Source organism: Hymenobacter duratus (assembly GCF_014698995.1).
GTDB classification, from domain to species: domain Bacteria; phylum Bacteroidota; class Bacteroidia; order Cytophagales; family Hymenobacteraceae; genus Hymenobacter; species Hymenobacter duratus.
Genome location: NZ_JACWZZ010000001.1, coordinates 1,297,443 through 1,322,959 on the forward strand (window position 1 = coordinate 1,297,443; position 25,517 = coordinate 1,322,959).

Sequence of the window (25,517 nt, forward strand, 5' to 3'; positions counted from 1 at the left end):
AATTTGCCGTAAGCAGAGCATGCCGCCATTCCACGCCCGTTGGCTTCGTTCCCCGTTCTGTCTGAGTGTAGCCCGTAGGCTGGTAGTGGGTTGCCTGCTGCTGTGCCTGCCGTTATTCCAGGCTGTTGCCCAGAAACCACCGTCGCAGGTACAGGTGGCCCGGCAGTTTCTGTTGGCGGTGCTGGCCGGCAACTACCCGGCCGCCTATGCATTCTTAGCGCCTGAAGTAAGCGCCGCCGTACCGCTGGCACGGTTTCAGGCGGCGGCTGAGCCGTTGCATCAGCAGGGCCGGCAGCACCAGCCCACCATCGACCTGTACAAGCTGGGCTACCGCATCAGCGACAATAACACAACCCGCCCCTTCGTGGCCTTTAAGTTCCGCAGTGATACGCTGCTGCCGCGCCCGCAGGTGCAGCTTGATGTAACGTTCCGCGACAGTACGGCCCGGCAGATTCTCGGCTTTGGGTTGATTCCGGCCCCACAATCGGTGAAATAGGAGGCTACTGTAACCTCAAGCCTGTTTCTGCAGGCTGCTGGTAAAAGGCTAAGTAGGCCAGGAAATTTTGCCCATGCTTACGGCCGGTACCCGCTGCCTGCCTGCTCCAATACTGATGGGCTGTCCTGCCACGGCTTCGTTGGCCAGCACGGCAAACAGGATGGCCTCCTTGGCATCAGGTAGTATGCCCAGCGCGTCTGTAGTAGCGAAGCGGCAGGCCGGCAGATGGCGTGCCAGAGCCGCCCGCAGCACAGGGTTGTGGGCCCCGCCACCGCTGGTATACACGGCCAGTGCTGGCTGCGCCCCGAATACTTGCTGTGCTGCTCGTGCTACTCCAAGGGCGCTTAGTTCGGCCAGGGTAGCCAGCACATCTTCAATACCCAGCGCCTGAGTGCCAGTGTACTCCTGCGCCTGCCGCAGATAAGTGGCGCCAAACAGTTCAGGCCCGGTAGTTTTGGGCAAGGGGGCCGCAAAAAACGGGTGCTCCAGCAGCGTAGCTAATAGTGCGCTGTGTACAGTGCCGGCTGCTGCCAGACGGCCATCCTCATCGTAAGCAAGGGTGGGATAGTGGGCGCGCACCGTAGCATCCAATAGCGTGTTGCCGGGGCCAGTGTCGGTGCTGAAAGCCATGCTGCTGTCTTGCCCGGTGCGGGGCAAGTAGGTGAAGTTGGCAATACCGCCCAGGTTGAGCAGCAACCGCTCCTCACCAGCACTGCTGAGGAGCAGATAGTCGCCGTAGGCAGCTAGCGGAGCACCTTCGCCGCCGGCTGCAATATGCTTTTGCCGGAAGTCGCTGAGAGTGATAATCCCGGTACGTACGGCCAGTTGGTCGCCGTCGCCAAGCTGCAGAGTGGCATTCTGCCCCAGAAAATCAGGGTGCTGATGCTGATGCGCGGGCGCGTGGTAGACGGTTTGGCCATGGCTAGCCAGCAGATCTACTTCGGAGGGCTCTACCTGCCACTGGCGCAAACAATCCAGAACCATATCGGCGTGCAAACGGCCCAGCCACGGATTCAACAGGGTCAGGTACTCCAAACTAACCTGTCCGGTTTGGCCCCCCGCAAACACCTGTCGGACGCGCCGCCGAACATCCTCATCGTATGGCACCGTTGCAAACTGCTCCAGCTCCAGCCGAGTATCTGGCCCGTGCCCGTATAGCCGGCACAGCACCACGTCCAAGCCGTCTAGTGAGGTGCCCGACATCAAGCCGATAATGCGGCGGCTAGGCTGCCGGGCAATGTGATATAGGCGAGCAAGTGCTGGATTCATATTATTTGTGCCGTTTACAACTACTACCGAGTGGCCTGTCAGGCCGAAAACATTTTTTGTACTGTTTATTACTACGGGCCCAGCAAGGGCAAAGGGAAATTGACTGCAATAAAGAAAGCAAAAATGCCCCACCACGCGTTGGTAGGGCATTTCGGGAGGTATTGTGCAAAGTGCTCAACGGCTAGAGAAAAAGCCAGCGTAACTACTCAATTTTTTTGCCGGTCATGGCCTGCTTAATGGAGATGTTCATTACCCGTTCGGCGTAAGGGCTGGTAAGGGCTTCTAGTTCATCTACCGCTTTGAGGATCGTGTCTTTGTCTTTCGTTTCGAGCGACTCGCGCAGAGTTTGGGTGGCGGCGGCCGTGTGTGTGATTTCGTCTTCGGTAAGATGCTGGTGGTTTTTTTCCACAAAACGCTCTACCTGATAAATCATCTGCTCGGCTACGGTGCGCGCCTCAATCACCATGCGGGCCGCCACGTCTTCGCGGGCGTGCGTGAGCGAGTCCATCAGCATCTGCTCCACCTGCTCATCAGTAAGGCCATACTGCGGCTTTATTTCGACGGAAGTACGGGTGTTGGAACGCAGTTCGACGGCCTCCACTTTCAAAATGCCGTCGGCATTCAGAATGAAGTTCACATCTACTTTGGGCAAACCGGCGGGCATGGCCGGAATACCGCGCAGGTCAAACTCAGCCAGCTTGCGGTTTTCCTGCACCAGGTCCCGCTCGCCCTGATACACCGAGATTTTCAGGTTTACTTGCCCGTCGATGCTAGTGGTATACTGGCGGCCGGCTTTGGTCGGAATTTTGGAGTTGCGCGGAATGATGGGGTCCATCAGGCCGCCCAGCGTCTCAATGCCCAGCGTCAGGGGCGTCACGTCGAGCAGCAGCACGTCGCGGCGGTTGCCGGCCAGAATGTCGGCCTGAATGGCGGCACCAAGGGCTACCACTTCGTCGGGGTTGAGCGAGTTGTTGGCGGGCTGCTGGAAAAACGCCGATACCGAATCGTATACCAGGGGCACCCGGGTAGAGCCTCCCACCAGCAGCACCGCATCAAGGTCGGCAGGCGTAAGCTTGGCATCAGCCATGGCCCGGCGGCAGGAGTCCATGGTCCGCGCGACCAGAGGGCCGGCCAGCTCGTTGAACTTCGCCTTGCTGAGCGGGAGGAGCGTGCCCTCGAAATCAGCTTCGAAGGATTCGTTCTGGCTGAGCTGCACTTTGGCTTCCTCCGCCAGCAGGCGTAGCTGCTGCTGCGTCTCGGGGCTCTGGTAGAGCACCGTCGAGAGCTGGTATTCGGTGGCCCAGTATTCGTAGATGGCGTAGTCGAGGTCGTCGCCGCCGAGGTAGGTGTCGCCGTTGGTGCTGAGTACCTCAAAAATGCCCTGCTGGATACGCAGAATGCTCACATCAAACGTGCCGCCGCCCAAATCGTAGACGGCCACGGTCTTTTCCTCGTCCGGCGAAAGGCCAATGCCGTAAGCCAGTGCCGCCGCCGTCGGCTCGTTTACGATGCGCAGCACCTCCAGACCAGCCAGGCGGCCGGCGTCGCGGGTGGCTTGGCGCTGGGAGTCGTTGAAGTACGCCGGCACCGTAATAACGGCCTTGTTGACGGGGGTTTTGAGGGCGTGCTCGGCGCGGGTGCGCAGTTCCCGCAGAATCTCGGCCGACAGCTCGATGGGGGAGTAGAACTTGTCGCCAACCCGGATTTTCACCAGTCCCTCTGTGTTGTCGTCGATGACTTTGTAGCCCAGCTCGCGGGCATGCTCGCCGAGGTCCTTGTAGCTTTTGCCCAGCAGGCGCTTTACCGAGTAAATCGTGTTTTCGGAGTCGGTGAGCAGGTATTGCTTGGCTTCGGTGCCCACAATGGGTGTTTCGCCACCCTGCGGGAAGTGCACCACCGACGGCACGATGGTGCCGCGCCCCTGGTCGTTGATGGCGCGGGGCTGGCGCGTGTCGGGCTGAATGTAGGCCACCAGCGAATTGGTGGTGCCCAGGTCGATGCCGACGATGATTTCTTCCTGCTGTATGCTCCCGGTGGAGAGGTTGATTGCGACTTTGGCCATGCGGATAAAGACAGCGCGCCCAGGGGCGCGCGGGGTGAGGCAAAACGGGCGTGAACCAGAACAACCGGCCCGGCGCGTAATGTGCTCAAAAGTACGGAAGAAAACCCGCCCATACCCTGCTACGCCCCGCTTGGCTGGGTAAGGTGGGAGTGGGTTTCAGAAAAGACGTGCATAATTACCGCCTTTGCCAAACCGCTGCTACAGTTACTAACGTAGGGTTCTATATAGTTAAAAATCAATGCTGTCGGCTGCTATTTCTGCCGGCAGAATTATGACAGGCCTGCAGACTTTCTGACCTGTTCCCGCTCTATATCCCGCTCCTACACACCGCGCGTTGTGCTTTGCTTTTGGTCACTATCGGCTGGTTGCCGCTGGTGTGTTGTGTTTCTTCATTCTTACCTTTTTCAACCCCATCATCCATCATGGCAAAAAACATTACGCGTCCTATTCTGATGCTGGCCGCCGCTACCACTGCTGTGGTTGGCGCCGTAGCCTGGAGCGGGCAGGGCACCCGTCTGGAAGCTTCCAGCCACCGCGAGGCCCCGCTTATTGCCGATGACCCATTGGCCGACAACACCGACCTCTACGCTTTCCGGAGCCCCGATGCTCCGGACAACATCACCATCATCGCCAACTACATTCCGCTGGAACTGCCGCAGGGCGGCCCCAACTACAACACGTTTGGTGAGAACGTGCGCTATGAGATTCACGTGAAGAACAGCGCCACCACTACCGGCGACGACATCACCTACCGCTTCACCTTCGCGCGTACCAACCAAGACCCCACCACGTTCTTTAACATTCGGCTGGGACAGCAAAACCTGAAGACGACGTATACGCTGGAAGCCATCCGGGGAGGCACTACTACGACGCTGGTAACCAACGGGGTGGTGCCGCCGCCCAATATCGGGCCCCGCTCCATTACCAGTGCGGCTGGCCTGAACACCACCTACAACGCGCTGATGACCGGTGCCATCCAGAGCCTGGCCAACGGGGTGAAAGTATTCTGCGGCCCGACCGATGACCCGTTCTTTGTGGATCTGGGCGGTATCTTCGATCTTGGTGGAGTACGTGTGAACAGTGCCCGTGATGGTGTGGCCCGCAAAAACACGCATGCCATTGCCCTGCAGATTCCGATTGCGCTGTTGCAGAAAGACGGCAAAACCGCCGCGCAGGCTACCACCATTCTCGACCCCGACTTCGTGATTGGGGTATGGGCCTCTGCCAGTCGTCCGGCCATCCGTACGCTGAACGTGGACGGAACCCAGGCGCACACCGGCAACTGGATTCAGGTTTCGCGCCTGGGTATGCCGCTCACCAATGAAGTAATTGTGCCCATCGGGGGCAAGGACCGCTGGAACTCCCGTACGCCTTATACCGAGGACGTTACCACCGACGACTACCTCTCCAATCCTGAGTTGGGGCTATACATGGCCGAAGGCACGGCGAACGGTACCACGTATTATGGTACTGCCGTACCCGGCCTGTCTGCGTTGCGGATTCAGTCCAATTCGCTGCAGGCATTCGACTTCCGCAATGGTGCCAATGGCGTGTCGGGCCTGACGCCGGCCCAACGTGCCGGTACCGTGTTTGCAGATCCTACCTTCGGGCCATACCTGCTGCGAGCCGGCAAGCCCCGCTCCGTTGATATCCTCCCCATCTTCCATACCGGTGTGCCTAACCTGCCGCCATACCAGTTGGCCACCGGCAAGCCTGCCCGCAACCCGCTGGCGGCCGGCAAGCCTTTCATCAACAACTTCCTGCCGGTACTCGGCGACATGCTGCGGCTGAACATGGCCGTGCCGCCCACCCCGCGCAACTCCGCTGATTTCAGCTCCGAAGGCCTCCTGGCTGCAGCCGTACTGGGCCTGACGGATCCGCGCTTCAACGCCAATGCTACGTTGCAGAATATCCCGAACATGGACGGCTTCCCTAACGGCCGCCGCTTGGAAGATGACGTGACCCGCATCGAGCTGCAGGCCGTAGGCGGTGCTGTTCTGGCCGCCATTGGCCTGTTCTACGACGATTACACCGCCACCACTACCAGCCCCGTGACGCCACAGTTGCTAGGCGTAGTAGGGTTCCGGACAGGTGTCGAGGCCAACGATACCACGTTCAAGGCCGCCTTCCCCTACGCTCAGACGCCCTGGAGCGGTACCAACGCCCAGCGCGTGGCCTTGTCGCAGCGCACGCCTACGGGTGGCCTGGGGCTGCAGCCCAACGTTGTTGAAAGTCTGGTGGCTTTCCCAAACCCGGTGGTTGACCAGACTACGTTCCGCTACGAGGTGGGCATGAAGTCGGATCTGACGCTGCGCATCACCGACCTCAACGGCCGCGTGATTGCCACGCCAATGAAAGGCAAGGCCCACAAGCCCGGTGCCTTCGAGTACGAGTGGCGCATGCCCGCCGGCACGGCCGCCGGTATCTATGTAGCCACTCTGTCGAACGGTTCGACGGTGCTGCAAACCATCCGGATTGTGCATCAGCGCTAACCCCAAACTGCCCTATAAACCACCCAGGCGTAGCATCTGGCCCCTTTCAGGTGTGGCGCTTACTTAGTTGAATGGATTGATAGCCGGACCCGGGTGTGTCCGGCTGTCTTTTGGGCGGTAGCTGGAGCCGGAACCACCGGCTGCACAATCGTCCTATCTTTCCTCCCGAACTCTCAACTCCCGTTTCTGTGCGAAAATATCTTTACCCGATCTTACTGCTGAGCTTTATGGCGGCGGTGGCGGCGCTGGTTTTCTTCCGGAAGCCCGAGCCCGTTCCCGCTCTCAAGCCCCGGCACGGTGACCTGGCGCTGGGTGGCGAGTGGGTGAACACCCAGCAAGCCGTGGGCGGCCTGCTGGCTCGCCTGCGCGACAAGCCCGACGACACCAAGGCCCAGTTGCTGCTGGCCCAGGCATATATGCAGGAAGGCCGCGTGACCGGCGACCATCCGTACTACGACATGGCCGCCGTGAAGCTGCTCGACGAGATTCTGCGCCGGGAGCCTGAAAACTTTGAGGCGCTGTGCTGCAAAGCCTCGCTCAGCCTCACCCAGCACCACTTCACCGAAGGGCTGGCGCTGGCCGAACAGGCCGTGCAGCTCAACCCCAACAACGCCTTCGTGTACGGGCTGCTCTGCGACGCCAATGTGGAACTGGGCCGCTACCCCGAAGCCGTGCGCATGGCCGACAAGATGAATACAGTGCGCCCCGACCTGCGGGCCTACGCCCGGGTATCATACCTGCGCGAAATCCACGGCGACGTGCCCGGCGCCATTGAGGCCATGGACATGGCCACCAAAGCGGGCGTAGGTGGCTTGGAGCAAACCGAATGGTCGCGCATCACGCTGGGCCACCTCTACGAAACCACCGGCGACCTGACCCGCGCCGAGCAGCAGTACCAGACGGCCCTGGCAGCCCGCCCCGGCTACGCTTACGCCCTGGCCGGCCTCGGCCGCGTGGCCAAAGCCCGCCACGACTATCCGGCGGCCATTGCGCACTTTCTGAAAGCCCGCGCCACGGTGAAGGACTACGCTTTTGCCGATGAGCTGACCGACCTCTACCGCCTCAACCATGAGCCGGCCAAAGCCAACGCCATGGCCCGCGAAGCCATTAAAATGCTGGCCACCGACGCCAAGGAAGCCGACGACAACGAGCAGATGGGCCACTACGCCGACCGGGAACTGGCCTACGCCTACCTGAAAACCAACGAGCCCGACAAAGCTCTGGAGCACGCCAAAGCCGAGTACGAGCGTCGCCCCGACAACATCGACGTGCAGGAAACGCTGGCCTGGGTGCACTATAAGCGTGGCGAATACGCTGCGGCCCGCAAGCTCATCACGCAGGCCCGCCGCACCAACTCCCAAAACCCCACGCTGCTGTGCCGCGCCGGCCTGATTGCCACCAAATCCGGCCACGCCGCCGAGGGCCAGGCCCTGATCCGGCAGGCGCTGACCATCAACCCGCACCTGAGCCTGGAGCTGGCCGAGGAAGGCAAGCAACTGCTGGCCGCCCGCTAACCGCATGAAGCCCCCGCTACCATCCCGCCTGCTACTACCGTTGCTGCTGCTGGCTCCGGCCGCTGCCAGTGCCCACGCGCTGGACGGCGTAGACGTCAGCAAACTTTCCCAGGCCGATGCCATCTGGATTTACCTGAAGCTGGGTTTCGAGCACATCCTGCCGCTGGGCCTCGACCATATTCTGTTCGTGCTGAGTATCGCGCTGCTGGAGCCGCGCCTGAAGTCGGTGCTAGTGCAGGCCACGGCCTTTACGGTGGCGCACTCCATCACGCTGGGGCTGGCCATGTACGGGCTGATTTCGCCGCCGCCGGGCATCATTGAGCCCATTATTGCGCTGTCGATCCTGTTTGTGGCGCTGGAGAACATCCTCGTCAGCAAGCTGAATCCGTGGCGGGTGGTGGTGGTGTTCGGCTTTGGGCTGGTGCACGGCATGGGCTTCGCCAGCGTCCTGACCGGGCTGGGGCTGCCGCGGCGGCTGTTTCTGGAGTCGTTGCTGGCCTTCAACGTGGGCGTGGAGCTGGGCCAGGTGGCCGTGATTCTACTGGCCTGGGGGCTGGTGGGCTACTGGTTCAGTGGCAAGCCCTGGTACAAGCAGCGCGTGGTGGTGCCGGCGTCCATCGTCATCGGCCTCATTGCTGCCTACTGGACGGTGGAGCGGGTGTTTTTCGCTTGAAACCGCCAGAACAGTGTAGAGACGCAATATTTTGCGTCTCGCCGTTGAACAGTCGACACCGCACGGTCATAACAACATCAGCAACGACGAGACGCAAAATATTGCGTCTCTACACCGTCCAGCCACTGCCCCTATATTTCGAACTGCGAACAACAAACCGTAAATACTGAAACTCCCATGCTCCGTTCCGCCCTCATCTGGCTGCTGCTGCTCAACTACCTGCTGGTAGTTGGCGCGGGCCTCGTGGGCCGGCCGGAGCCCGTGCCGCAGCGCGCCACCGCCTACGTACACAGCGCCGACTGCCAGCAAAAGCACTACCTGCAAATCGACTGCTTCGACCACTGCAACGGCGAGCAGTACGCCACCCGCAAACCCGGCGCCTCGGAAACGCCGCTACACTTCCTGAGTACCCTCAAAGGGCTGGACGTGCATTGCCTCACCGCCGCCGACCTAGTTCCGGTAGCGGTAGTTATCTACGCCCCGAAACCCCAGGCGCCACGCCTGCGTCCGGCCGAACCGGCTGGTTTCGGGCAGACGCTCTACGCGCCGCCGCGCCACTGCTAAGAAGTGCTGTGGGCCTCTCTGTGCCCGCTTTTTCGGTTTGCCAGGCAAGCCGGATTCTGTCAACTTCTTATCACCCGACGCGCCTTTCGCCCGCCTCCCGCGCGGCATAAGGCCTGTCATGGCTGTGGCACTATGCACCTCTACTTTTTACGACTTTACCTGCTTGGGCTGGCGCTGCTGGCCCTGAGCAGTAGCCCGGCGTACGCGCAATCCGGCGCTCTGGCCACGTTGCGCGGCACCATCACCGATTCTCTTTCCGGGCAGCCGCTGCCGGGCACCGGGCTGCAGCTGACTGGCCCGGCCGGCACTACCGGCACTGCTACCGACGCTTTGGGCCACTTCCGGCTCGGTGGCCTGGCCGCTGGCACCTACACGCTGCAAGCCACCGGCCTCGGCTACGGCACCCGCCGCCAGACGCTCACGCTGGCCACTGGCGAAACTCAGACCCTCGCGCTGGCCCTGCCCGCTGTGGCCCTGAACCTGCGCGAAGTCACGGTGGCCCAGCCCCGCGACCCCAACCAGAGCCTGGCCGCCATCACCCGCATCGACCAGGTGCTGCGGCCCGTGAATTCGGCGCAGGATCTGCTGCCGCTGGTGCCGGGACTGGTGATTGCGCAGCACGCCGGTGGCGGCAAGGCCGAGCAGATCTTCATTCGCGGCTTCGATGTCGACCACGGCACCGATTTCAACGTGAGCATCGACGGGTTGCCGGTGAACATGGTCAGCCACGCCCACGGCCAGGGCTACGCCGACATGCACTTCGTGATACCCGAAACCGTGGACGCGCTGCGCGTGTACAAAGGGCCCTACACGGCCCGTTTCGGCGATTTTGCCACGGCCGGCGCCGGCGAGTTCAGCACCAAAACCAGCCTGGAAAGCAGCCTGGCCAAGGTGGAAATCGGGCGGTTTGATACACGCCGGGCGGTGGCGCTGCTGGATCTGCTGCCTGCCGGCAAGCACTTGCTGTCCAACCAGACCGAAAGCGCCTACCTGGCCTCCGAGTACACCTTCACCAACGCCTATTTCGACAGCCCGCAGCACTTTCGGCGCTTCAACGGCCTGGGCAAATACACCGGTATTCTCTCCGACCGCACGTCGTTGATGATGCTGGGCTCGCACTTCACCTCGCGCTGGGATGCCTCCGGGCAGGTGCCGGAGCGGGCCGTGCGCGACAACCGGATTTCGCGCTTCGGCTCCATCGACGACACCGAGGGCGGCAGCACCAGCCGCACCAACGCCACGGCCGTGCTCACCACCGCCCTGCCCCACGATGCCGTGCTGCGCCAGCAGGCCTACTACTCGCGCTACGATTTCAACCTGTACTCCAACTTCACCTTTTTCCTCGAAAACCCCGACCAGGGCGACCAGATCCGGCAAACCGACGGCCGCAACATCTACGGCTACACCGGCACATACGAGCGCGCCAGCCAGCTTGGCAGCCGGGCCCTGCGCTCCACGTTCGGCCTCGGCACCCGCATTGATGATGTGGATCTGGCGCTGCGCAACTCCGTGAAGCGGCAGGTGACGGGTACCATCGTGAGCGGCCGGGTTTTCGAGCAGAACCTGAACGCCTACCTCGACGAGACGCTCATGCTCACCGAGCAGCTCACGCTCAACGCCGCGCTGCGGACCGATTATTTCGTGTTTCGCTACCGCGACGCGCAGGACACCGAAACCTCGGGACGGGCCACCAAGGCGCGCATCAGCCCTAAGCTGAACCTCTATTACGACCTCACGCCCAACACCCAGCTGTTTGTACGTTCTGGCCTGGGCTTTCACTCCAACGATGCCCGCGCCGTAGTCGTGAACCGCGCCGACTCGCTGCCGGCGCTGCCGCGGGCCATCGGCTACGAGGTGGGCAGCACCTTCAAGCCGCTGCCGGCGCTGGTGGTGAATGCCGCCTTCTGGGCCCTGCACCTGCAGGACGAGTTGGTGTACGTCGGCGACGGCGGCTTCACGGAAAGCGCCGGCCGCACCCGCCGCTTCGGCGCCGACGTGGCGCTACGCTACCAGCTCAGCCGCGTGCTGTTTGCTGATGTGGACCTGAACTATGCCCACGGCCGGCTGGTGGGCGCGCCGAAAGGAGAGAATTACATTCCGCTGGCGCCCAGCTTCACCACCGTGGGCGGCCTCACGCTCAAGCAGCCGCGCGGTCTGAGCGCCAGCCTGCGCTACCGCCACCTCAACACCCGCCCGGCCAACGAGGCCAACACGGTGCAGGCGCAGGGCTACTTTCTGTTCGATGCTGTGGCCAGCTACGCCGTGGGCCGCTTTGTGCTGGGGGCTACCGCCGAGAACCTGCTGAACGTGGAGTGGAATCAAGCCCAGTTCGACACGCTGAGCCGCCTGCCTGGCGAGCCCGCCGAGGGCGTTTCAGAGCTGCATTACACGCCCGGCACGCCTTTTTTCGTGAAAGGCAGCGTGAGCGTGTTGTTTTAGCGCAGGTGTGGGCAGCCCGTTCCGATGCCGCAGGTGCTAGAGCGGGCTCTTGGCTGCTTTTCTTTTCCCAACCGTCATTTCGCTATGTATTCTTTCAATAAAGCTGTGGTTTCTGCCGACGCTGTTTCGGCTGCTTTTTCTTCGCATTCTTCTTTCCCTTTGGTAGCGGTTGCCGCGCCAAAAGTTCCGCCCTTGCCTGGCTGGCCGCCCCAGCGGATGGTTCCGAAAATGTCGAGCTATACCCCAGACCGCCTTCGGGCGCGCTCAGTGCCCTACCGGTCGGGTAAGCGCTGGTAGGTCTGTGCCGACAGCGAAAAGCCTCTTCTGGATTCCAGAAGAGGCTTTTCGCTGCTTTAAAGACGGTTTATTTTTCTTCAGGCCTTTCCTCAGCTGCTGTAGTGTGCCTACCTTGCCGGCATGCGTACGGAGCCTGGATTTTGGGGGAAGAAGTGGCGGCAGCTAGCCGTAGCAGCAGTGGGGTTGGGGCTGGCCGGCTGCAACGTGTCGGCCTCCGAAAACAACGCTGCCGCGCCGAATTCTAGCCAGCTGGGGCCAGCTCCCACCGATACGGCCGTCCCCACAGCCACCCCGCTGCCCGATTCGCTGGCCCTCACGCCCGTGGCGCCGCTGCCCGCCCTGCCCGATTCAGTGCGCCAGGCGGTGCAACTGCTGCACAAGCAGCTAGGCCCCGAGGCCGCCGCGCTGCGGCCCGAAGTGCTGGAACGCGCCTGCGTCGGCTACCTCGCGCTGCGCCAAGAGGGCCGCATCCAGCAGGGCGGCGTGCTGGCCGTAGCCGACATGGATTTGCCTTCTTCGGAAAAGCGCCTGTGGGTGCTGGATCTGCGGCAGGGCCGGGTGCTGCACCGCAGCCACGTCGCGCATGGCCGGGGCTCGGGCAAGCTACGGGCCCGGCGCTTCTCCAACACCATCAAATCGGCGTGTACGGCGCTGGGCTTCTACCGCACGCAGGATACCTACGGCGGCAAGCATGGCCTCTCGCGCCGCCTGCGCGGCCTCGACGCGGGCCAGAACGACAACGCCCTACGCCGCTACGTCGTCCTCCACGCCGCCGACTACGTGAGCCGCCAGCACTTGCAGCGCCACGGCCAGGCTGGCTACAGCCGCGGCTGCCCCGCCCTGCCCCCCGACCAGTACCGCGCCATCATCAACAGCCTGCCGGAAGGCGCCTGCCTGCTGCTGGCCGGCCCCGGCCTGGAATCGAAGTGGCTAGATGGTGCCGCCGCCGCCCGTCAACTGGCGGCGCGGGGCTGGCGGTAGGGCACGCCGTGAATGACGGCCCTTATGCAGGTGCCAGAAGATGTAACGCGAAGTTCCACTTCGCGACACCCGGATAAATTCGCGACGCCCGGCAATTTGCGACGCCCAGCGAATCCAGGCGCTGCTGCTTGACCCTGCTTGCTCTGGCGCTCCGCGAAGTGGAACTTCGCGTTACATCTTCTGGATTCAATGTAAAACCATACAGCATAAAAAAAGCGCCTCCGGAATTCCCGGAGGCGCTTTTTTGAAGTCACTAAGCCTGATTTTACTGCACCGCAACTTTGCGGCTCAGGCCGAGTTCCGGCACGTTCAGCTGATAGACACCGGCCGGCAATGCCCGCTCGATGCGGAGGCGCTGCTCGGTGGAGCCGGGGTAGAGACGCACTTTCTGCTCATGCACGAGGCGGCCCAGCAGGTCGGTGAGGCGCAGCGTGGCCGTCACGTCCGTCGGCGACTGCAGCACCACGTCGATACGGTTGGCGGCGGTGGGGTTGGGGTACACCGTCAGGTCGGCGCCGGCCAGCGGGGTGCGGGCGTTGGCCGTGGACAGCACGCCGGTTTCGCGCAGGGCCGTGCTGGTGAGGACAGCCGGAGCGGTGTAGGTGGCCTTGATGAAGGCGCGCTGGGCCGGGTTGGAGGTGGAAGCGTTTTTGGCGCGCAGCGTCAGCCAGCCGGTAGCGGTGGGCGTGTAGGTGCCCGTGAGGGTACCGGTGCCGGTTTTGCTGCTCACGATGGTGCTCGTGCCGCTCACCAGCTCCACTGCGAGGCTACGGGTAGCATCCGTCGGGAACAGGGTATAGGTGACAGCCTTACCCGATTCCACGTAGATGCGCCCCGCCGTGCGGTAGGCCGTGGACGAGGCCGGCAGCTGCCCGCCCTGCTTCAGCGACGAGGCGTGCGAGTCGCCTAGGTCGTCGGCCAGCTCCCATTCCTGGGTGGTCGCCATGGCGGCGCGCACGTAGTTGGTGCCAATGCCCACGGGCGCCCACACCGAGTAGCCACGCCGGCCGCCGGTGGCCGTGCCGTTGCAGGGCGGTGTGTTGATGCTCACCGTCTGTGAGCCGCTTACCGTCACGGTAGCGGTGCCGTTGGCGCCGGAGTAGTCCTTGAGCACGGTGCCGGGCGCGAAATCACACGAAACCGTGCTGTTCTGCCAGGTCGAGAAGTTGTCGTTGATGCCGATGATGGCCTTGGTGCTCCGCTCGATGACCAGGTGGTCCTGGGCCTGCCAGCGCACTTTGTAGGCGCCGTCCTTGAAGCGCAGGTTCTGGTGACACCAGATCAGGTTCTCAATGTCGGAACGCTGGGGCAGGTCCACGGTGCTGGTGGGCTGGTGCGAGTAGCGCTTACCGGTGCTGCCAATGTTGAACAAATCCTCGAAGAAAATCTGCGGCGAGCCATCCACGGCCAGCGCGGCGGCATACGCGGCCGACAAACGCGGGTCGAACGGGTCGATGTGGGGGGCCAGCTCCGAGCCGGTGTTCCAGCCGGTGTAGTTGCCGGTGGCACTTACCTGGGGGCGGAAGGTGTCGTGGTTGTTCACGAAGGGCACCGTGCGGTGCACATATTGCCCGTTGATCTGCACCACCCGCGTGCCTTGCTGGTACGTCGGCAATGAGCCAATATCGAAGTTGCCGCCCCCGCTCACGATGCTGTACAACGCGTTGCGCAGCGAAAAGTCGAAGGTGCCGGCGCGGTTCTGCACGGCGGCCACCCAGCTATCCATCTGGCCGCTGCCGCCCACCCATTCGCCCACGGCGTACATGGTGGCGCCGCCGTTGGCCCAGCCGGCGTTGCTTTGCATGTTGTAGAGGAAATCCTCCATAGCAAACTCCGGGAAATGCTTCACCGCATCTAGGCGCACGCCGTCAAAGCCTTCCTGCTTTTTGTACCACACCAGCCAGTTGCGCTGGTTGTTGCGCATGTAGTCGGCCCCTTGCACCGGGTTGAAGGTAGCGTTGGAGCTTTGGCCATACGAGCCGTTGTAGTAGCTGATATCGGGCCCGAACAGAATCTGGTTCTGGTCGCCGGAGGTGGAGTTGTTGCCGGGGTTGGGGTTGAAATTCTGCCAGTTTTTGGGGAAGCGGCCGTTGCGGGCCAGGTAGTTGGCCGCCGTTTCGTCGGTGGCGGGCTTGCTGTAGCTCACGTACCGGAAGTTCTTGTACTTGCTGGTCGAACCATCTTCCCAGGCGGCGGGGTCCTGGCCGCCGCCGCCGGTCTGGGAGCCGGCGCCGTCGTTGTGGTTCAGCACGATGTCCTGTACTACTTCGATGCCATTGGCATGCAGCACGGCCACGGCCCGCAATAGCTCATCCTTGTTGCCGAGACGGGTGGCGGTAAAGCCTTTTTGGTACTTATCCCCTAAGTCGTAATTGTCGAAGGGCGAGTAGCCATTGCCCTGATTGCCGTTTTTGATGCTTGGCGGCAGCCAGACGGCATCAATGCCCATGGCTTTCAGGCGTGGAGCCAGAAGGGCAACGTAGTTGGCCCAACCATTGGGGTAGTTGGTGTTCCAATAGTCCCACCAGTAGCCCTGAAGCACTACTTTTTGGGCTGTGGCGGGTTGGCCGCCCAGAACCAGCAGGGCAGCCGCGGCCAGGGTGAGCTTGCGCCACCAGGGGTTTGTACCGTTGTACATAAGAGAATGGGGGAATTGGTTGGGAAGAAAAACGACGAAAAAAACTCGCCGATAGGAGCAAACTACAGGATTACAAATTCGATAAATAAATGGTAAAATACCAATGCTGTATTAGCTAGTTATGGTTCTGGTTTTGCCGGTTTTCCGGTGGCAAGGAATTTATATAGCGAAATCGGCATTATATTAGATATCGGCTAACGGGGTTCCAATGTATCTGCAATGGTCCGGTTCCCGTAAACCACACATAACACGGCCGCTCATCCGGGAGGCCGTTTATCTGCAACCGAAACTGACTTGTGTCGATGGAAAATCAGAGTGTAGTTCATCGCCTGCGGCTGAAGCGCCGGGCGCGCCGCATGGCTCGTCGTATATTGCCTTTCGTCGCATCGTTGTTTATGGCCACGCCGCTGGCCGCGCCGGTTGTTAACAGTAAGGCCACGGCGGCCAGCATGTCGAACGCCCTGCCGTCGGCTAAAAGCCTGCAGGCTGCTTTCTTTAGTCAGCGCCTGCATGATATGTACCGCGACCTGAATGTGGAAGCACAAGGCCTGCGCTACGAAGTGTTTGAGAAAGCCATGACCGGCTATCTGAATCTGCAGCAGGACGGCCAGCTTTCCGATGCCAAGCAGCTGCTGACGGTCGTTGACTTTGAGCTGCCCAGCACCGAAAAGCGTCTGTGGGTGCTTGATCTGGAAGCCAAGCAGGTCAGGTTTCATACGCTGGTGGCCCACGGCCACAACTCCGGTGAAAACGTTGCTACCAACTTCTCCAACCAGAACGAGTCGAATATGAGTAGCCTGGGCTTCTATGTGACGCAGGGCGAATATGTTGGCAAGCACGGCCGCTCACTCAAGCTCAACGGCGTGGACGAAGGCTACAACACCAACGCACTGGCTCGTGCCGTGGTCATGCACGGTGCCGATTACGTGAGCGAAGATTTCATCCAGCAGTACGGTCGTTTGGGCCGCAGCCTCGGCTGTCCCGCGCTGCCCATGGACCAGAAAGACGAAATCATTGAAGCCGTAAACGGCGGCACCTGTCTGTTCCTCAACGGTTCTGATCAGTCGTACTCTTCCAAATACCTCAACGAAGACGTGGCCATGAACGCGCTGCTTAGCGGCAACAGCTAGCCGAGCAGAGGTGCCCACCAATTGCTTGTTTCCAGTCAAACAAAAAGCCTCACAAAATCCGTGGGGCTTTTTGTTTGACTGGAAACAAGCAATTGGTGGCCTGTTCTTATTCCCGAATCAGCTTTTGGTTGCTGACTACGCCCGTGGCGGTCCGGAACTGCAGGAGATACATGCCTGGTGCCAGGGCAGCGGTGCTCACGGTAGCCGAAGCGTTGACCAAGCCATGTTGCAGCAGCCGACTTTGGCTGTCATACAGCCGGAAGCTGCCGTTGCCGGTCAGGTGCCAGCCATTGGAAGCAGGATTAGGAAACACTTGTATGGCTGCCTGGGCTACGCCAGGGTTCGGGAAGGAAAGCGTTCTGCCTGCCGACTGCCCGTAGAAATAGACCTGGCTAACGGTGCCGTTGGTTCTGCCCGAAACGTTGAACCACCAGTAGTTCAACGAGTTGGCCACGCGTTTGCGCAACACCACATAACCGGTGGCGCCATTACGGAAAAAGCCGCGCCCCCCGATGCCGCCATTCCCGAGCAGCGTGTAGGCCAGGTAGGCGCCGGTAGTGCTCCAGCGTAGCCCTCGCCCAATTTCGTCATTGGCCAGAAACCGGTGGGCACTGTCAAATTCCACTGAATCGAGGGCTAGTTCGGCGCCCGGACTCAGGGGCGCGGCGGTAAAGAAATACCGCGTGGGCTGTCCGGCGCCCGTCGGCAGGTAGTTGTTTTCGCGAAAGATGATATCGGCTACGTTGTCGCCATCAACATCCACGCGCAACGAATCCGTATTGCTGGCCGGCTGCCAGTTGAGGGCCGTCAGGGCGGCTCCGGCAGGGTGTACTGTTTGAGCCGAAGCCATAACCGGCAATGCCAGCAGAAAAAGGGCTGTGTACAGAACAGGAGTGCGCATGGGAGGTGGTGTAGCTGGTTCTATAAACAGCGGTGAAGATAGAAACTAGCCAGCACACAGCGCGTTGCTGCCCTTGCGCATACTCCATGGCTTTGGGGCTGGCTTACTGAGGCTGGCCTATAGCTTCACACCAAATTTGGCGCCCACGGTCTCCAGGTCACGGATAACGGGTTCCAGCAACGGAATGCCTTCCAGCAGGCGCACGGCCGAGGTTTCGCGCTCCGGGTCGCCGGGAATGAGCACGTGCCGACTCTCTACGGCCTGCGCGGCCCGGAACGTGGCAATCCAGTTGTCCATGTGGGCTTTAAACTCATCAGCCGGGCGGAACGCATCCACGCGCATGGCCCCAAAGAAGTGGCCCAGGCCCTGGCCCACGGGGTTTGCGGAGGGCTGCAAAAACGCCACGAACGGCGGCACCCACGGCCCATAATTCGCCCCGCTCAGTACGGCTGAGAAGATATCCACTACCGCACCTAAGCCATAGCCTTTGTGCGAACCGGTGGCGCCGCCCAGTGGTAGCAGCGCGCCGCCGTTTTTTACGGCATTGGCATCTGTCGAGCCGGTGCCGGCCGCATCCTGTGCCCAGCCTTCCGGAATCGGCAGGTTTTTGCGCTGCGCAATTTCCAGCTTGCCGTTGGCGGCGGTAGTAGTAGCCATATCCAGCACAAAATCGGGCTGCTCGCCGGCGGGCACGGCCACCGCAATGGGGTTGGTACCCAGCAGGCGCTCCAGCGAGTAAGTGGGGGCAACCAGTGGCGAAGCGTTGGTCATGGCCACTCCAATCATGTCGTGGGGCAGGGCCTTCATGGCGTGGTAGCCCGCAATGCCGAAGTGGTTGGAATTCTTCACCGAAACCCAGCCGGAACCCACTTGGCGGGCTTTATCCAGGGCTACCTTCATGGCGCGCGGCCCCACCACCAGTCCTAAGCCGCCGTCGCCGTCTACGACGGCGGTGCTGGGCGTTTCGTAGGTCACGCCCACGCGGGGAGTCGCATTGATGCGGCCGGCCTCCCAGAGCCGGATGTAGCCAATCAGCCGGGCCACGCCGTGCGAGTCGACACCGCGTAAATCGGCGGAGAGCAGGGTTTCGGTGGCCAGCGTGGCATCCTCATGGGGGCAGCCGATGCCGCGAAATACGGCTTCCGTGAAGGCGAACAGCTGGGTATAGGAGAGAGTAGTTGTCATAAGGCAGGGAATACGCTACAGCCCATTCTCAGGACGAACCCTTGAGCACAGAGCAGCCGGTACTTAAAGAAATAAGGGGAGAAGGTAGCACCCCGCGTCAGGCCTGCGAAGGCGACTGTAGCATCTCGGCCAGCAGCCCTTCCTTCAGCGCGTAAGCCGAAGTACGCAGGTGCGTGATGCCCGTCAGCTCCAGCACGTAATCGGTGAGGATGGCGGCTACGACCAGCATATCGGCGCGCATGGGCAAAATGCCGGGCAGCGTTTTGCGCTCTTCATGCGGCAGGCTCAGTAGCTGCGCGTAGCTGCGGCGGAAGCTTTCCAGAGCCAGATCGGTACTGGGCGGCAACTCGGCTTCGGTGCGCAGCTGCCCCAACTGCATATCGGCCAGGCTGTCGAAGCTGCCGGAAGCGCCCACCAGGCCCACCGGCCGAAATTCCGTGACGGCCTGCGCCAGCGGCGCCAGCACTGTGCGCAGATACTCTTTTTCGGCCGCTACTGCTTCAGCGGAAATAATGCCGCTGGCGTCAGGGAAGAACTGGTCGAGCAGGCGCTGGGCCCCGATTTCAAAGCTTTGCTTCCAGAAAATCGTCTGCTCGTTGGCAATGATGAATTCCACCGAGCCCCCACCGATATCCATGATGAGGTGCGGCTCGGGGCCCAGCGGCACGGCCTGGCGCACGCCGGCCCAGATCAGCTCGGCTTCCCGGTCGCCGGCAATGACTTCTACCCGGATACCAGTCTGTTCGAAGATGTCCTTTACCAGCTCCGGTCCGTTGGCCGTCACCCGCATGGCGCTGGTGGCCGTGGCGCGCACGTCCGTTACCTGGTGCAGCTCCATTTCCTCCTTGAAGCCAGCCAGCGTGTGCAGGGCCCGCGCGTACGGCTCCGGCGCAATATGGCCCTTGCTGATACCGCCTTCCCCGAGTCGTACGCCCACTTTGGTGCGCAGCAGCACTACCGGCTGCGCGTGGCGCGCTTCGGGCAACTCCACAATCAGCAGGTGAAAGGTATTAGTGCCCATGTCAATCAGGGCCAGCCGGCGGTGCAAAGGATGATGCGGAAGTGACATGGACTGAGGGGATGAGGTAAATGGTGACAGGTAAATAGTGAATAATGATAGGGTGGGACAGTCAGAAAGTGGAACTAATCGTCATCCTGAGCAGAGCGAAGGACCCTATCACACGTGAATGAGTCGTTCTAACGTGGCAAGGTCCTTCGCTCTGCTCAGGATGACAGGGTCCCAGTGTCCGGCCAGCTTACGTGGCGAACCGGCAGAATGTGCCCAGCGGCAGCTTGCGGGCGGCTTGGTCGTGCAGGTAGATTTCCCCGATTTCGCGCTTGTCGCGCATGTTGGGAAATATTTCGCCTACCAGATTGTCGAGAATGAGGGCCGAGAAACCCAGCGAGTACAGGTTCACGAGGAAGAAGTGGTCCTGCGGGTCGAGCAGCTCTTTGCAAAGCTTGAGCATTTCGTTGAGCTCGTCTTCCAGCTGCCACTTCTCGCCGTTGGGGCCGCGGCCGTAGGCGGGCGGGTCGAGGATGAGGCCCTGGTACTTGCTGCCGCGCTTTACCTCGCGCCGCACGTATTTCATGGCGTCTTCCACCAGCCAGCGCACGCCGTCGAGGTTGCTGGCTTCCATGTTGTCGCGGGCCCAGAAGTTAACCTGCTTCACCGAGTCGAGGTGCGTGACGTCGGCGCCGGCGGCGCGGGCGGCCAGCGTGGCCGCGCCGGTGTAGGCAAACAGGTTGAGCACGCGCGGTACGGCGGCTTTGCGCTTGCGGGTCTGGTTGTAAATGAACTGCCAGTTGGGGTCCTGCTCCGGAAACAGCCCCACGTGCTTAAACGACGACATGCCCAGCCGAAACCGCAGCTTCAGGCCGTCGGGCCGCTCGTAACCAATCAGCCACTGCTCGGGCGTACCGGGCTTGATTTTCCACTGTCCGCGCTCCTGGCTGCCTTTTTCGCGGGTGAAGGTGGCGTTGGCGCGCTGCCACTCCGAGGCCGGCAGGTGCGGGTCCCAGATGGCCTGGGGCTCGGGCCGGGCCAAGATGTGCTGGCCGAAACGCTCCAGCTTCTCGAAGTTGCCGGCGTCAATCAGCTCGTAGTCGGCCCAGGGGCTCGTGGTCAGAAACGTGTACATAGAACTACTTTTAGGCTGCTGGTAGGCAGGCGGGCAAAGGTACGGCATGGCGCAGTTTCGGCCGGCACCGTATATGGCCATAAAAGAAGCAGACTGAAAATCATGCGCGAAACTCAACGAATAGCAGACCAGTTGCGGCGTGCTTTTGATGGTGATGCCTGGTCGGGACCGAGCTTGCAGGCTACGCTGGCGGGCACTTCGGCGGCCCAGGCCGCGGCGCACCCGCTGGCCGGCGTGCACAGCATCGGGGAGTTGGTGCGCCACTTGACCACGTGGGCTGGTACCGTGGCTTGGCGGGTGGAGCAACAGCAGCAAACGCCGCTTACTAATGAGGATTGGCCGGCTTTTGCAACGGAGCCTGATGAAAGGCAATGGCAGCTGGTGCAGCAGGAACTCCAGAGCGCCCACCAGCGGTTACTAGCTGCCACCGAGGCCCTAAATGATGCTTCGTTGGAAACCAGGGTGTTGCAAGCAGATGGCTCCCAAGTGACGCTCTATGTGCTGCTGCATGGTAGTGCGCAGCACTACCTTTACCACGCCGGCCAGATTGCCTTGCTGCGCAAATTTCTCTGATTACACCTCTGCTTCCGTGACGCTTCCCTTCTTCAAATACCAAGGCACCGGCAACGACTTCGTGATGATGGACGACCGTTCCCATCAGTTCGACGAAACCAACCACACGCTGGTGCGCCACCTCTGCGACCGGCGCCGCGGCATCGGGGCCGACGGGTTGATTCTGCTGCGCCAGCATCCACAGTACGATTTTGAGATGGTGTATTTCAATGCCGACGGCTATTTGGGCTCTATGTGTGGCAACGGCGGGCGCTGCACCGTGGCGTTTGCGCGGCAGCTGGGCGTCATCAAAACCGACACCACGTTTCTGGCCGCCGATGGCCCGCACAAGGCCCGGGTAGATGCCGACGGCACCGTGCATCTGCGCATGCAGGACGTGCCTGGCCAGCAGGACATAGACGACTGTGGCGTGTTTCTGGATACCGGCTCGCCCCACTTGGTGCGCTTTCAGGCCGCCAGCACCCTGGCCGAGCTGGATGTGTTTGCCGAAGGCCGCGCCATTCGCTACAATGAGCGTTTCCGGGAAAAAGGCACCAATGTAAATTTTGTGGAAGCGCCTGCCGCACCGGGGCAGCCTTGGCAGGTCCGCACCTACGAGCGGGGCGTGGAAGACGAAACCCTGAGCTGCGGCACCGGCGTCACGGCGGTAGCTTTGGCGGCTTCGCAGCGCGGCGCGGCCAGCCCTGTGCATCTGCGCACCCCCGGCGGCGACCTGCGCGTCACGTTCGAGACTCACCCCGATGGGACCTTCACGAACGTATACCTCAGTGGCCCTGCCACGCGGGTTTTCGAGGGAAAAGTGGAGGTGTAAGCCCACCCGCTGCCGATTCTGAAACGAGGGCATTCGTCCCACTTACTTCCCGCGTCTATGCTCCGTTCCGACCTGGTTTTCCTGCGCCCTCTGGAAGCCGAAGACCTCGAATTCCTGTACGCACTGGAAAACGACCCCGCCGTGTGGAGCGTGTCGGATACGCTGGCGCCGGTGTCGCGCCACACGCTTCGGCAGTACCTCAACAATGCCGCCGCCGACTTTCATGAGGTGCGGCAGCTGCGGCTGGTACTGTGTGCCACCACTACGCAGGAGGCAGTCGGAACCGTCGATTTATTCGGGTTTGAGCCGCTGCACCAGCGGGCTGGGGTGGGCATCATGGTGCTGGCCCGGCACCAGCGGCAAGGTTACGCGCGGGCCGCGCTGGCGCTATTGCGGCCCTATGCCCGGCAGGTACTGCGGCTGCACCAGCTTCACTGCACCATAGCTACTGATAACACTGCCAGCTTACAGCTATTTGAGGCGGCTGGCTACAAAAGAGTGGGAGTGCGGCTGGAATGGCTGCGCACGGCCGACGGCTGGCAGAACGCCGTGGAAATGCAGCAGTTGCTATAATAATACAGTTGAGCTATTGGTTTTAGTGAACGAATGCCAAAGGAATTAGTGTTAGCTCGTCAATATCCTTTTAAATGCCCGGGCGTATAGGATATCGTGTGTGCCGGTAAGTAGTCGTTTCTGTTCGGCGACTAGGCTCCATGTTACCTCCATCTCTACTGCAATTATGCCGCTGACTCCGCCAGTGGACTCGAAGGACTATGCCTTTGATCCTGACCCAGCTACCCCTTCTGCTTCCGACGCTTCTGCCATACCGCTTCACCCCATTCTTCCCGATGTAGTCTGCTTTGCCCATTTGCACTGGGACTTTGTGTGGCAGCGTCCGCAGCATCTGATGTCACGCTTTGCACAGCAGGGGCGGGTTTTCTACGTGGAAGAAGCGTTTTTCCACAACGATGACTTGATTGAGCCGCATGTGGAGGTGAAAGAGCGACAACACGGTCTGAAAGTGTTGGTCGTGCACCTGCCCAACCGCCTGCGCGCCGATGAAGGGGCTGCCGAGCAGGTTCAGTTTGAAGTGTTGACCCGCTTTTTTGACGAGCAGGGAGTCGAAAACTTCATTGGATGGTACTATACGCCCATGGCATTGGGCAAGTCGCGCCGTTTCCAGCCCGCCCTGACCGTGTACGATTGCATGGACGAGTTGGCGGCGTTCAAGTTTGCGCCGCCCACGCTGCAAGAGCGGGAGCAGGAGCTATTCCAGAAAGCAGATCTGGTATTCACCGGCGGCCACACGCTCTACGAAGCCAAGCGCCAGCAGCATCCCGATGCGCACCCGTTCCCCAGCAGCATCGACAAAGACCACTTCGGGCAGGCCCGCCGCGACATCACTGAGCCTGCCGACCAGGCCAATATTGCGCACCCCCGGATCGGGTTTTTTGGGGTAGTAGACGAGCGGCTTGATATTGAGCTGCTGGGTCAGTTGGCCGAAACCTACCCTGAATGGCAGTTCGTCATCATCGGGCCCGTGGTCAAAATTGATCCGGCCACACTGCCACGCCACGCCAATATTCATTACCTCGGCGGCAAAGACTACCAGGAACTACCCGCCTACCTGCGGGGTTGGGATGTAGCTACGCTGCTGTTCGCCGACAACGAAAGCACCAAGTTCATTTCGCCCACCAAAACGCCGGAGTATTTAGCTGCCGGCCGGCCAGTCGTCAGCACTCCCATCCGCGACGTGGTGCGCCCTTATGGTGAACTGGACCTCGTTCAGATTGCCGCCACTGCCGATGAGTTCGGCCAGGCCATTGAAAAGGCCCTTACGCAAACCCGCGACGCCGACTGGCAGCGCCGCACCGACGAGTATTTGGCTACCATCTCCTGGGACCTGACCTGGGAGCAGATGGTAGGCCTCATGCAGAGCCGCCTCCAGGCCAAAACTACGGCTGCGCCTACTGCGGCAGCTGCTTCCATGTCTGTTTCCTGATTGTTCTTTCTATCAACCACAACACGCTTAAGACTATGTTTGATTACCTGATTGTTGGGGCCGGTTTTGCCGGTAGCGTGCTGGCGGAACGGCTGGCTACCCGTTCGAATAAGAAAGTTCTCGTTGTGGATAAGCGCAGCCATATTGCCGGCAACGCCTACGACCATTACAACGAGGAAGGCATATTGGTCCATAAGTATGGCCCACATATCTTCCATACTAATTCGAAAGACGTATTCGAGTATCTCTCCAATTTTACTGATTGGCGCCCCTACGAGCACCGCGTGCTGGCTTCCGTAGACGGACAGCTGGTGCCCATGCCCATCAACCTCGACACCATCAACAAGCTCTATGGCCTGTCGCTGAACAGCTTTGAGGTAGAGCAGTTTCTGGAGTCGCTGGCCGAGGAGGTGCCCGTTATCCGCACTTCCGAAGATGTGGTAGTGAGTAAGGTAGGGCGGGAGCTGTACGAGAAGTTCTTCCGCAACTACACGCGCAAGCAGTGGGGCATGGACCCGTCGGAGCTGGACAAGTCGGTGACGAGCCGCGTGCCTACGCGCACCAACCGCGACGACCGGTACTTCACCGATACCTACCAAGCCATGCCGCTACACGGCTACACCCGCATGTTTGAGCGGATGCTGGACCATCCCAACATCAAGGTGATGCTCAACACCGACTACCACGACATCATCGACTTCATTCCCTTTAAGGAAATGATTTTCTCGGGGCCGGTAGACGAGTATTTCGATTTCAAATACGGCAAGCTGCCTTACCGCTCCCTGGAGTTCAAGCACGAAACCCTGAACCAGGAAAGCTACCTGGCAGCTCCCGTCGTGAACTATCCCAACGACAACCTCTACACGCGCATCACCGAGTTTAAGGCCCTCACCGGTCAGAAACACCCCAAAACGGCCATTGTGTATGAGTACCCGAAAGCCGAGGGCGACCCATACTATCCTGTGCCACGCCTCGAAAACGCTGAGTTGTATAACAAGTACAAGAAGCTGGCCGACGAAACACCAAACGTACATTTTGTGGGCCGCCTAGCTACCTACAAGTACTACAACATGGACCAGGTAGTGGCACAGGCTCTCACGCTCTACAAAAAGCTGACAGAGAAGAGCGAAGAAGCTGTAAAAGTGAAAAAGCCTGCTATTACGGGCTCCGCTTCCATCATGGATAAGCTGGTGCCGCGCGACCCGGCCAAGGAGTAGAAGAAATGCTCTGACAAGCAGCGTACTGCCATAAAAGGCACACAATTCTGCTTTTTCTCTTCCTGGCTGCCAAGTTCGCCGCTTTCCGAAACCCCGCACACTCTTTGAGGTAGCGGGGTTTCGTTGTTTCGG

At 61.0% G+C, this 25,517-nt stretch carries 20 protein-coding genes; 13 read left to right on the forward strand and 7 right to left on the reverse strand.

Annotated elements, in window-relative coordinates; genetic code table 11:
• The first annotated feature begins 19 nt into the window (after positions 1-19).
• Positions 20-496, forward strand: a complete 477-nt coding sequence (locus tag IC231_RS05390) for a hypothetical protein (protein ID WP_190783509.1) — start codon at positions 20-22, stop codon at positions 494-496.
• 48 nt (positions 497-544) lie between these two features.
• Here IC231_RS05390 and IC231_RS05395 read toward each other — a convergent pair whose 3' ends face one another.
• Together IC231_RS05395 and hscA are read right to left on the reverse strand one after the other, a co-directional pair.
• The gene (locus tag IC231_RS05395; RefSeq protein WP_190783510.1) at positions 545-1,765 is read right to left on the reverse strand and encodes an anhydro-N-acetylmuramic acid kinase; all 1,221 of its coding nucleotides are present in this window, start codon (positions 1,763-1,765) and stop codon (positions 545-547) included.
• Positions 1,766-1,967: 202 nt separating this feature from the next.
• Entirely contained in the window at positions 1,968-3,827 is a 1,860-nt protein-coding gene (gene hscA / locus IC231_RS05400) for a Fe-S protein assembly chaperone HscA (RefSeq protein ID WP_190783511.1), read from the reverse strand.
• Positions 3,828-4,249: 422 nt separating this feature from the next.
• On the opposite strand from hscA, the gene IC231_RS05405 reads away from it, so the two are divergent.
• The 6 genes from IC231_RS05405 (at position 4,250) to IC231_RS05430 (ending at position 12,787) form a co-directional block, all read left to right on the forward strand.
• Complete coding sequence (locus IC231_RS05405; RefSeq protein ID WP_190783512.1) at positions 4,250-6,319, forward strand: DUF4331 family protein; 2,070 nt, start codon at positions 4,250-4,252, stop codon at positions 6,317-6,319.
• Positions 6,320-6,507: 188 nt separating this feature from the next.
• On the forward strand, positions 6,508-7,833 hold the full coding sequence (locus tag IC231_RS20305) for a tetratricopeptide repeat protein (protein WP_190783513.1): 1,326 nt from the start codon (positions 6,508-6,510) through the stop codon (positions 7,831-7,833).
• Positions 7,834-7,837: 4 nt separating this feature from the next.
• On the forward strand, positions 7,838-8,506 hold the full coding sequence (locus tag IC231_RS05415; protein WP_190783514.1) for a HupE/UreJ family protein: 669 nt from the start codon (positions 7,838-7,840) through the stop codon (positions 8,504-8,506).
• A gap of 177 nt (positions 8,507-8,683) precedes the next feature.
• The gene (locus IC231_RS05420; protein WP_190783515.1) at positions 8,684-9,070 is read left to right on the forward strand and encodes a hypothetical protein; all 387 of its coding nucleotides are present in this window, start codon (positions 8,684-8,686) and stop codon (positions 9,068-9,070) included.
• A gap of 132 nt (positions 9,071-9,202) precedes the next feature.
• Entirely contained in the window at positions 9,203-11,509 is a 2,307-nt protein-coding gene (locus IC231_RS05425) for a TonB-dependent receptor (RefSeq protein WP_190783516.1), read from the forward strand.
• A 417-nt stretch (positions 11,510-11,926) separates the two neighbouring features.
• Positions 11,927-12,787 carry a murein L,D-transpeptidase catalytic domain family protein gene (locus tag IC231_RS05430; RefSeq protein ID WP_190783517.1) on the forward strand — a complete coding sequence of 287 codons (861 nt, stop codon included), beginning with the start codon at positions 11,927-11,929 and terminating at the stop codon, positions 12,785-12,787.
• Between the two features lie 265 nt (positions 12,788-13,052).
• On the opposite strand, the gene IC231_RS05435 is transcribed toward IC231_RS05430, so the two are convergent.
• The gene (locus tag IC231_RS05435) at positions 13,053-15,425 is read right to left on the reverse strand and encodes an alpha-amylase family glycosyl hydrolase (protein ID WP_190783518.1); all 2,373 of its coding nucleotides are present in this window, start codon (positions 15,423-15,425) and stop codon (positions 13,053-13,055) included.
• A gap of 302 nt (positions 15,426-15,727) precedes the next feature.
• Here IC231_RS05435 and IC231_RS05440 point away from each other — a divergent pair, with 302 nt between their 5' ends.
• On the forward strand, positions 15,728-16,555 hold the full coding sequence (locus IC231_RS05440) for a murein L,D-transpeptidase catalytic domain family protein (RefSeq protein ID WP_190783519.1): 828 nt from the start codon (positions 15,728-15,730) through the stop codon (positions 16,553-16,555).
• A gap of 106 nt (positions 16,556-16,661) precedes the next feature.
• Here IC231_RS05440 and IC231_RS05445 read toward each other — a convergent pair whose 3' ends face one another.
• The 4 genes from IC231_RS05445 to IC231_RS05460 form a co-directional block, all read right to left on the reverse strand.
• A complete protein-coding gene (locus tag IC231_RS05445) occupies positions 16,662-17,456 on the reverse strand; it encodes a T9SS type A sorting domain-containing protein (RefSeq protein WP_190783520.1) in 795 nt (264 codons plus the stop codon).
• Positions 17,457-17,573: 117 nt separating this feature from the next.
• Positions 17,574-18,641 (reverse strand): Ldh family oxidoreductase, encoded by a 1,068-nt coding sequence (locus tag IC231_RS05450; protein ID WP_190783521.1) that lies wholly within the window; start codon positions 18,639-18,641, stop codon positions 17,574-17,576.
• Positions 18,642-18,738: 97 nt separating this feature from the next.
• A complete protein-coding gene (locus IC231_RS05455) occupies positions 18,739-19,710 on the reverse strand; it encodes a Ppx/GppA phosphatase family protein (RefSeq protein ID WP_211538864.1) in 972 nt (323 codons plus the stop codon).
• A 187-nt stretch (positions 19,711-19,897) separates the two neighbouring features.
• On the reverse strand, positions 19,898-20,782 hold the full coding sequence (locus tag IC231_RS05460; RefSeq protein WP_185888807.1) for a class I SAM-dependent methyltransferase: 885 nt from the start codon (positions 20,780-20,782) through the stop codon (positions 19,898-19,900).
• 102 nt (positions 20,783-20,884) lie between these two features.
• Here IC231_RS05460 and IC231_RS05465 point away from each other — a divergent pair, with 102 nt between their 5' ends.
• The 5 genes from IC231_RS05465 (at position 20,885) to glf (ending at position 25,385) form a co-directional block, all read left to right on the forward strand.
• Positions 20,885-21,355: a DinB family protein gene (locus IC231_RS05465; protein WP_190783522.1), complete on the forward strand. Its 471-nt coding sequence runs from the start codon at positions 20,885-20,887 to the stop codon at positions 21,353-21,355.
• Positions 21,356-21,371: 16 nt separating this feature from the next.
• Positions 21,372-22,166: a diaminopimelate epimerase gene (gene dapF, locus IC231_RS05470; protein WP_190783523.1), complete on the forward strand. Its 795-nt coding sequence runs from the start codon at positions 21,372-21,374 to the stop codon at positions 22,164-22,166.
• 57 nt (positions 22,167-22,223) lie between these two features.
• Positions 22,224-22,739 (forward strand): GNAT family N-acetyltransferase, encoded by a 516-nt coding sequence (locus IC231_RS05475; RefSeq protein WP_190783524.1) that lies wholly within the window; start codon positions 22,224-22,226, stop codon positions 22,737-22,739.
• 166 nt (positions 22,740-22,905) lie between these two features.
• Entirely contained in the window at positions 22,906-24,168 is a 1,263-nt protein-coding gene (locus IC231_RS05480) for a glycosyltransferase family 1 protein (protein ID WP_190783525.1), read from the forward strand.
• A gap of 35 nt (positions 24,169-24,203) precedes the next feature.
• Positions 24,204-25,385, forward strand: coding sequence for a UDP-galactopyranose mutase (gene glf, locus IC231_RS05485; RefSeq protein ID WP_073281316.1), 1,182 nt, complete (start codon positions 24,204-24,206; stop codon positions 25,383-25,385).
• The last annotated feature ends 132 nt before the right edge of the window (positions 25,386-25,517 follow it).